Origin of the sequence: Bacillus sp. L_1B0_5 (assembly GCF_000836715.1) — a bacterium.
GTDB classification, from domain to species: Bacteria; Bacillota; Bacilli; order Bacillales; family Bacillaceae_G; genus Bacillus_A; species Bacillus_A thuringiensis_S.
The window spans coordinates 1-7,808 of the sequence record NZ_JXIS01000192.1 but is presented as its reverse complement, the minus strand read 5'-3'; the positions used below and the strand labels follow the sequence as shown (position 1 = coordinate 7,808).

The window sequence follows — 7,808 nt, the reverse complement described above, 5'->3', positions numbered from 1 at the left end:
TTATTTTAGTTTTGCAACACCCTCTACATAAATAAAAATCCTTCTACATATACACTATTTTTGATTGAATAACCTAGTTGAAAGTAAGCTCTTTTATTATGTATTTAAGTTATCTTTTTATAGAAATCAAATGTTTTATGTTACATATTTTAATTAATTTATTTTTTTTGACGTAATTTAAAAACACCAAAACCAATAGCCATACCAAGTATTATCCCTAAAGCAAGATTATTAATAAGCAATCCAAAAGCCGACCCTAGGCTCATGCCAAGACATATATAAATAATCATTGTGGAGTTTCCTGTATTATTGTTATCCAAAAATATGTACCTACCTTCCTTAAAAATATGCTTATACAAAATGCACTATCTTACCATTATAGCTTAACAGGTAAAGTAAAATATTTCATGTATAGTTTTAGGTTTTTAAATTTAATTAGAAGGATAATGAAAGAAATGTACTATATGTGTTTCTAAACCGTATAATAATTTCACGTACCTAATTATTAATAAAATAATTGTATAACAGGGTACAGAAATGAATCTAGATATAATATGATTCTTCATTTTTTTCTCATTATCAAATCTCTGTTTTCATTTAATCCATTAAAATCCCATAGTTATGTAAAAATTATATATTAATAATTTAGTTTGAGTTTTTATTTTTTATAGGATGCTTATAGCGTTATAATAATCATAATATCTATTTAATGATAAGTAAGATTTGAATCCTATGTGCTGCATGATTTGTTTAGAGACATTGTTCTCTTGAATACATCTTAAAATATAGGTATTTCGAAAGTGTTGAGCAGAAATTCCCTTTCGGAGATTAGCACGTTTTACTTCTAAACGAATCATTTTTTGTATTGAGATTTCTGTTAAAAATTTTGGTGCATCATCCTCATAGCTCCAGTGATATGTCCCCCGGGTAAAATCAAAAGCAACAAATAGTGGATCATTGCTGTGATATTTAGAACGTACAGGTTCAGGGATAGTTTTATAATAATTGTATAGGTATAATTTATCTTCCTCCTTCAAATGAATAATTCTATTTACTTTTGAGTCTTCAGGAATGGATAAAGTATTATTTTCGAAATGTATGTGTATCATTCGCAGAGAAACAAGCTCTTTTAAAGATAATCCATAATCCAGGAGTAATGTAACGATAGAAACATTCCGCCCTAAGATCATTGGGCGTGCTGATCGCTGTTTTTCTGTAAGACCTTCTAGTGAAGAAATAACTTCTTTTAAGCGTATCTCTTCCTGGAAAGAAATGAAATCCTCCTTACGTAATGCTCGATTAGGTGGATCTATATGAGTAGTCCCTTCAATTGGGCTTGGTAAATCTAAGTATTCGTACATCCTATTTAAAACAATATATATACGATGTACAGTTTTATCGGAGTATTGACGATCGGCTTTTAAATGGTAAAAAAATGATTCGAAATCTTTTTTGTGTAGTGATTCCCAAATAGTATCATTAGTAAACCTTTTTGATTGATGCAGCCATTGAATGAAACTTTCCACATCATAGATATATCGTTTGATTGTAGAAGGTTTTCTTCCTTTGTTTGATAAATAAGAAGAGAAGCCTTCTATTGTATGTTGGAGCTCTTTTGAAGTCATGTTATATTTTTCACTCCTTATCCTCATACCTTTTGACTACTCTGTAAAATGTAGGACTTGTCATATTACACTTTTTCATGGCGCATAGTGCTGAAATCTCTCCTTGTTTCCAATCGTTATATACATCGATAAATTCCTGAGTTATTTTAGTTTTGGGTCTACCCAAATGCTTACCTTTTTTCTTTGCAGCATCAATACCCTCGCGTTGACGAGTCTTTATTTTTGTTCTTTCTTCTTCAGCAAGCCAGGACAAGATTTGGAGTACCAAATCAGTAATTAGATTTCCTAAACTATCTTTATATTGAGTTGTATCTAAAAGTGGCATATCTAATACAACAATATGAGCTTGAATATTTTGGGTAATATCTTTCCACTCCTCAAGGATAGCTTCTTTATTTCTACCGAAACGATCTAGGGAATGAATATATAAAATATCATCTTTTCTTAACATACGTTTTACGAGTTGATATTGATCACGATTAAAATCTCTTCCACTTTGTTTGTCGATAAAAATATCTCGTTCGTCAGTGATGAGTTGTTTCATTGCGTCGAGCTGCCGATCTTCATTTTGATCTTTACTACTAACCCTTATATATCCGAATTTTCTTGTATTCAAAATAAATAGACATCCTTTCAAAGTGTTTCTAATGAAATTATATCAAAAATACTTCAAAAGGTATATTTAATTATTTAGTACTTCGAAAATATAATTTTAAACCTTCTGAAGCACTAAATCGAGTAGGTTTCAATATACTTCAAAAGGTGTACCTTTTCGAACTTTTTTAGAATTCGTAGATATAGATGAATAAATAATATGTCGATTTATATATAGTTTAAATTTACAGAATAGTATTTATTTTACTTATATTGGGGTACAGCCGAGATATGTGTAAAAATAGGTCATAGGCTTACTTTTATTTCCAACTGTAGATTCCGCTAACCGAGTGACATAAAACTCACGTTAAAGTATTTTTTGGAAAACAAAAAGCTGATTTTCTCACTTTGCGCAGTCAGTCAATTAGTATTAAAATGAACTCGATTACCGCTCATCTTTTTGCAGCTTCGTTTGTTAAGGGGTATTTTTTCTGTCATTGCTAAAAAAATGCACAAAAAAAGAAGACGGAGAACCCGTCCTCTTTTTTATTACCATGGATTATCAGATGTTTTATAAGCAAAATCAACAATTGTAGGTTCATCACCACTAGTAAGTTGTAACATATAATTGCCAGCCCGAACTCCTTGTGGATAAAAGTCATTGCTTTTCCAGTCATATCTCTGACCAGGAGCAAGTTCCACTTTATTTATATAATTTTTACCACTACTATGATTAAGATAAATCGTTACAGTAGATTTCCCTTTATTATAAAGATACATTTTAACATGACCATATCCCGGGGAAATATAAAAATCTTTATTTACGACACTACGGTTTCCATCCCGTAAAGTTATTGTCGGCTGATCTTCCATTACCTCCGCACTAGCATTTGTACTAGGAAGTGCTAATGTAGTAACCCCGACACCAAATGCTAAACCTAAAGAAAGTAATACTGGAAATATTCTCTTCTTTTTCACAACTTAACCCTCCTAATTGTTATTATTTGGTACAATTTAAATATATACTAAACTAATAAAATATTACATATATTGTTAGTGTTTATCAATAATATATGTAATATTCTGTAATTAAAATCTATTGAACTTATAACTAAGTTTCGTTACGTTTATTTACAATAAAGAACCTGTCTTTGTCTATTATGGGTTAACCCTAATCATCCATTAGTTAGCTACCGAAAATACTTCGTTTCAATTGTATGATTAGGGTGTATGATAATAAGTTCAAAAACCATAGAGAAAACCCCGATTTGATTGTGTTTGGAAATAAAAGTAAGTCTATGACCTATTTTTACATGTATCTCGGCTGTACCCCTATATTCAGAGGTATCATTAAGTTGTGCTTGAATATATTGGAAAAAGCATAAATATAATAAGAATGGAGTGGGGAATTTGAAGTTTTTAAAAAAGAAAGTAATCCCAGCGTTATTGGTAGGGGGCATTTTAGCAGGTGGAAGTTTTTTTGCAGATCGTACGTATGCAGCAGAGATAAATCCGACAAATGGTACAGAATCCGTTAAGCCACTATGTGCTACATGTAATCAGTATAAAGGCTATATTAAATATTCTAATATTCTTAGTCATGAGTACTTAGGAACAGTTACTCGAACTAGTGGTTGGGCTACTAATACTGGTTTTACAGTGTACGGAATTAATTTTGGTGGTGGTAAAACATATTCAGAAAGTAGGAATTTTAAAGAGTATAGAGTAAAAAGACAATATTATATGCATTTTGATGTGTATAATGCCATTGGGAAAAAAATTGATTCTTTTGAAACAACGCGTACGGAAACAACTATTGAATATGAGAGAGCTTAAAGAAAGAGAGTGTCTTTTAAAGACACTCTTATTGCATTGCTATTGAAAGGGAAAATAAATTATTTAATAGATGTATAGAAATAGGAACCAACATATTGTTGGTTTTATAATAGGAATATGCTACTAGTAAACCAAATACAAAGATGTATAATGAATTACCGAAAGAAATAGGATGTATACATGTAAAGACGAGAGAACTTATAATAAAGCAAGCCCATATAGGTATATAGTTTTTTAATCTAGAAAACAGAATTCCTCTAAATAAAAATTCCTCCCAAATAGGTGCTAAAAGGACAAGGCCAATTCCATATATAAATAACTGTATTTCACTTGGGTTATAGATCATTTTAGGTGGATCAGGGGGCATATTAAGTTGTTGAGTTATAATATTTAGAACAGCTAAGTAGCTCATTAAAAAAATCCACGATAAGATAATAAATACATAGTCTTTAGGTTTATTAAATTTTATAGAAGATAAGAGTTGAAACAAATACAAGCGAGCCGGTTTATATGTTAAAATAATGAGAAAAAATATTAAAAAATAGACGAGGTATTCATAGTACCAAGGATAAAAATAAAAGTCTTGTTTCTCATTAAAAAAGGAAAGACTAATTACTAAGATGAAGAACCCAACTATAATTCCTATTATTTGCTTTAAATTTAATGAATGACTAGTTGTTTTCATTTGATTGGTATTACTTATATTTGGCTCCATATGCATTCCTCCAATACTAAAAAAAGAACAGTTCTATTGGCATAGTCTGTTCGCAAAGAAAAAGTAGATAGAATAAAACCTACTGAATGTTTCTTCTATATTTTAACATTATTAACAGAAAATTAAATGTATTTGAAGTTGAGAAAACTTTTTTCTTGTAAGAAAGAAGGTGGTTAGCATGAACAAAGGTGATGCAATTTTAAGATTGTTGATGGAGATTAAGCTTGAGTTAAAAGAAGTGAAAGAACAGATGGAAAGAATGCAAACCAAAATTGAAAAAATAGAACAACAAAATAGACAAAAACAAAATACTAGCCAAAAGAAACAAAAATCAGCTTCTGATACAAAAGATAAACGAGACTGGAAATATCCCGCTAAATTAAAATAAAGAAAAATTGAAAAATAAACCAATGTTGCTATATAATAAAAAAAGATACTATTACGAATCTATGCATCAGGATAGTAAAAGAAGGTGCGGTAAAAATGATTTTCTTATATCGATTTGATTTAAAAGATAACGGAATAGATTTTGTTTTAAATGAGAAAATAGCTGCGGATATGCTTCCATACTATGACGAAATGTTGAGGCCCTTAGTGGCATCTTTGGCTAAAACTTTAAGTTTGTATCGAGCGTTTAGTAAACGTCCTACCATTTTAACTGGTAAAATATTAGATAATAATGAACTGGAAATTATGTTAAGTGAAGGGCTAGGACAATATATAGACGTATATACGAAGAATCAAATTATTTTTGAAAGTGGTAAGTTAATCGCGGACATTTTAATAAAAGTAATGGATCACTATACATTGCATCGCTAACGATCCCTCCAGTATGGTTTGGAATAGTAACATCCAACTGGATCTGGAGAGTGGGGATATGCATTAATTTTGTGAATATTCAGACAATAAAAGGTAGACATCTCTGATAAAGGAGATGTCTACCTTTTATTGTCCTAAAATATGGCGTATATTCTTAATATCCATATTGGTAAACTTCGCAATATCTTCTATATTCATACCATTTTTATGCATGCCTCGGATTAACTGTTCTCTTTCGGCTAATTTACCTTCTTGAATGCCTTCTTCTTTTCCAACCTCACGAGCATGCGCTAATTTGGCTTGCTCATCAAATAAAACTTTTTCTCTGGCTTCATACGCTAGGCGGAAAGAACTGCTCTGACTCATGTTCTCCCATTTATGAATCGCTTTTTGTAACATCGGGTCTTGTTTCATGGCGATGTCCTCCAAAGTGTGGGTTAAATGCTCATCTTCATGGGCTGGTAACAACAGTAACCAACGAGCAAATTCATTTTCCCACGGATTAATTTTTTCTTCTCTCCATTGCTGAAGCAATTTGGGAATCTCAATAAAATGGATTTCCAAATCATCGAGTAAAACTTGTTTCTGCTGTTCACTCCAAAACTGTCCAGTTGTATGCATATCTTCATAATCAGGAAAGAGATGGAAATCTAATAAGTTAATTGCAATCGTTTTTCGGAGCGACCGATAAGACATTCCTTTTTCAAGTTGAGATGTATAGAGTTTACTCCAATAGTAAAGGGAACGCTTTACTATCTCTTGTGTATTTCTTAATTGGATTTCAATGTTGACTTTTGTTCCGTCATCAAGTGTAGCAAGTATATCTAGTATGGATAATTTATCTTCTTCATATTCTTTATGCAAATGTGGGTCTTCAATTTTTAAGGATACAATTGGTGTAGATAAGGATTCATGCAAGATTGCATTTAAAAAAGAAATCAGTAATTCCTCTTGTCCTTGTACACCAAATAATTGCTTGAAAGCAAAATCGACTCGTAAATTTACTAAAGGTTGATTCATAGAGTGAGTCACCTTTCTTATTTCATATTCTGTCTTTTTTGTTATTCCCCTTTTTCGGGGGAATGGACAAAGAGAGTATATATCTATTGTAGCGGAGGAAGGAGAGAAGAAGCAACCCTTGTTACCTTTGTTGATGTATATTGTTTTTATAAATAATCTGGTACGTGAAATTTTATATATTTACTTGTATATGCACCTATCCTCACTTATTTATATTCCTTTCTACCTGAAATATTACTGCTCATCTTTTTCACCCTCTTATCTCCTTGTATCGTCGCTCTTTGCCTTTTGAGACTCAAACGTATTCAGAATCTCCTTATCTTTCGTTAGAGGGGAACCTGGGCGTTCGTTTTTTCATCCCCCTCGGCTAATGAATTGGATATAATATACAATCACTAGAATGTTCTACCTACTCGAACATTCTCCTGTACATCCTGAATTACATGTGAATCGTCAAATGAGACGAACAGTAATACACCGCTCGGTGTTTCAACTCTTCACACGTGTATAATCTTTGTTTCTCAAATAATTTCGGGTGTTTCTGTCTATAGTATTGAAACAATTCTTCCCCATTTTTCCGTATACGATACCGACGTGTTTCTCTAATTGTGCCTGATATTTCTTCAGAATCAAATTGTCCTAGAATCTGTAATGCTTGTGAAGAGGGAATTTCTTCCCCTGTCACATAGGCATGAATAAAAATGATTTCTTTTATTGTGATATACGTGTAATATGAATTTACACCCATAAAAGAATTCCCTCCTCTTTCTATTTTTGTATCTGTACATGACTAGGCAGGTACAAAAAGTTATCTGTTTATCCCATCAGTATGTGAACCGTTTGTTTCACTTGTTTATCGTCCACTCGATAAAATACTTCTGTTCCTTTGCGTTCATGTGATAACACTTTATGATTTCTCATTTTATGAAGATGTTGTGAAACCGTAGATTGCGGTAATTTTAAAATCTGTTGTAATTCGGTAACATTTAAAGCCTTTTTCCCTAATAATTGATGTTCAATTTGTAAACGGACAGGGTGTGCCAATACCCTCAGTATTTCCGCACTTCGTTCGAGTTCATAATTAAGATCGTTGAGCTCCATAAAAAAAACATTTGTCATCTTCTTTCGCCTCATTCTTTTTTCAGAGTATTTTCTCATATACACGTTTTTTTGTTAGCAAAGAATCTAACATGTTACAC

At 31.6% G+C, this 7,808-nt stretch carries 11 protein-coding genes; 3 read left to right on the top strand and 8 right to left on the bottom strand.

Annotation, left to right across the window (positions count from 1 at the left end; all coding sequences use genetic code 11):
• Positions 1-158 precede the first annotated feature (158 nt).
• The 4 genes from RT27_RS36190 to RT27_RS31655 all read right to left on the bottom strand — a co-directional run bounded on the left by RT27_RS36190 (position 159) and on the right by RT27_RS31655 (position 3,197).
• Positions 159-290, bottom strand: coding sequence for a hypothetical protein (locus RT27_RS36190; RefSeq protein WP_257140737.1), 132 nt, complete (start codon positions 288-290; stop codon positions 159-161).
• A gap of 375 nt (positions 291-665) precedes the next feature.
• The gene (locus RT27_RS31665; protein ID WP_043939292.1) at positions 666-1,625 is read right to left on the bottom strand and encodes a phage integrase N-terminal SAM-like domain-containing protein; all 960 of its coding nucleotides are present in this window, start codon (positions 1,623-1,625) and stop codon (positions 666-668) included.
• A gap of 10 nt (positions 1,626-1,635) precedes the next feature.
• A complete protein-coding gene (locus RT27_RS31660; protein ID WP_043939290.1) occupies positions 1,636-2,241 on the bottom strand; it encodes a recombinase family protein in 606 nt (201 codons plus the stop codon).
• A gap of 527 nt (positions 2,242-2,768) precedes the next feature.
• Complete coding sequence (locus RT27_RS31655) at positions 2,769-3,197, bottom strand: hypothetical protein (RefSeq protein ID WP_043939288.1); 429 nt, start codon at positions 3,195-3,197, stop codon at positions 2,769-2,771.
• A 432-nt stretch (positions 3,198-3,629) separates the two neighbouring features.
• Between RT27_RS31655 and RT27_RS32570 the strand changes: the two genes are divergently transcribed.
• Entirely contained in the window at positions 3,630-4,055 is a 426-nt protein-coding gene (locus tag RT27_RS32570; protein WP_052497715.1) for a hypothetical protein, read from the top strand.
• A gap of 28 nt (positions 4,056-4,083) precedes the next feature.
• Here the strand turns inward: RT27_RS32570 and RT27_RS31645 are convergent, their stop codons facing one another.
• Positions 4,084-4,770, bottom strand: a complete 687-nt coding sequence (locus tag RT27_RS31645) for a CPBP family intramembrane glutamic endopeptidase (protein ID WP_052497714.1) — start codon at positions 4,768-4,770, stop codon at positions 4,084-4,086.
• A gap of 178 nt (positions 4,771-4,948) precedes the next feature.
• On the opposite strand from RT27_RS31645, the gene RT27_RS31640 reads away from it, so the two are divergent.
• Positions 4,949-5,158, top strand: coding sequence for a hypothetical protein (locus tag RT27_RS31640; protein ID WP_043939286.1), 210 nt, complete (start codon positions 4,949-4,951; stop codon positions 5,156-5,158).
• Positions 5,159-5,253: 95 nt separating this feature from the next.
• The gene (locus RT27_RS31635; protein WP_043939285.1) at positions 5,254-5,589 is read left to right on the top strand and encodes a hypothetical protein; all 336 of its coding nucleotides are present in this window, start codon (positions 5,254-5,256) and stop codon (positions 5,587-5,589) included.
• Positions 5,590-5,715: 126 nt separating this feature from the next.
• Here RT27_RS31635 and RT27_RS31630 read toward each other — a convergent pair whose 3' ends face one another.
• The 3 genes from RT27_RS31630 to RT27_RS31620 form a co-directional block, all read right to left on the bottom strand.
• On the bottom strand, positions 5,716-6,609 hold the full coding sequence (locus RT27_RS31630; RefSeq protein WP_043939283.1) for an Rpn family recombination-promoting nuclease/putative transposase: 894 nt from the start codon (positions 6,607-6,609) through the stop codon (positions 5,716-5,718).
• Between the two features lie 439 nt (positions 6,610-7,048).
• Entirely contained in the window at positions 7,049-7,357 is a 309-nt protein-coding gene (locus tag RT27_RS31625) for a hypothetical protein (protein WP_043939281.1), read from the bottom strand.
• A 68-nt stretch (positions 7,358-7,425) separates the two neighbouring features.
• Positions 7,426-7,728, bottom strand: a complete 303-nt coding sequence (locus RT27_RS31620) for a metalloregulator ArsR/SmtB family transcription factor (RefSeq protein WP_043939279.1) — start codon at positions 7,726-7,728, stop codon at positions 7,426-7,428.
• Between the last annotated feature and the right edge of the window lie 80 nt (positions 7,729-7,808).

Coding starts and splice junctions, on each gene's coding strand:
- RT27_RS36190 (WP_257140737.1), bottom strand. CDS start 290: ATGATTATTTATATATGTCTTGGCATGAGCCTAGGGTCGGCTTTTGGA.
- RT27_RS31665 (WP_043939292.1), bottom strand. CDS start 1,625: ATGACTTCAAAAGAGCTCCAACATACAATAGAAGGCTTCTCTTCTTAT.
- RT27_RS31645 (WP_052497714.1), bottom strand. CDS start 4,770: ATGGAGCCAAATATAAGTAATACCAATCAAATGAAAACAACTAGTCAT.
- RT27_RS31640 (WP_043939286.1), top strand. CDS start 4,949: ATGAACAAAGGTGATGCAATTTTAAGATTGTTGATGGAGATTAAGCTT.
- RT27_RS31635 (WP_043939285.1), top strand. CDS start 5,254: ATGATTTTCTTATATCGATTTGATTTAAAAGATAACGGAATAGATTTT.
- RT27_RS31630 (WP_043939283.1), bottom strand. CDS start 6,609: ATGAATCAACCTTTAGTAAATTTACGAGTCGATTTTGCTTTCAAGCAA.
- RT27_RS31625 (WP_043939281.1), bottom strand. CDS start 7,357: ATGGGTGTAAATTCATATTACACGTATATCACAATAAAAGAAATCATT.
- RT27_RS31620 (WP_043939279.1), bottom strand. CDS start 7,728: ATGACAAATGTTTTTTTTATGGAGCTCAACGATCTTAATTATGAACTC.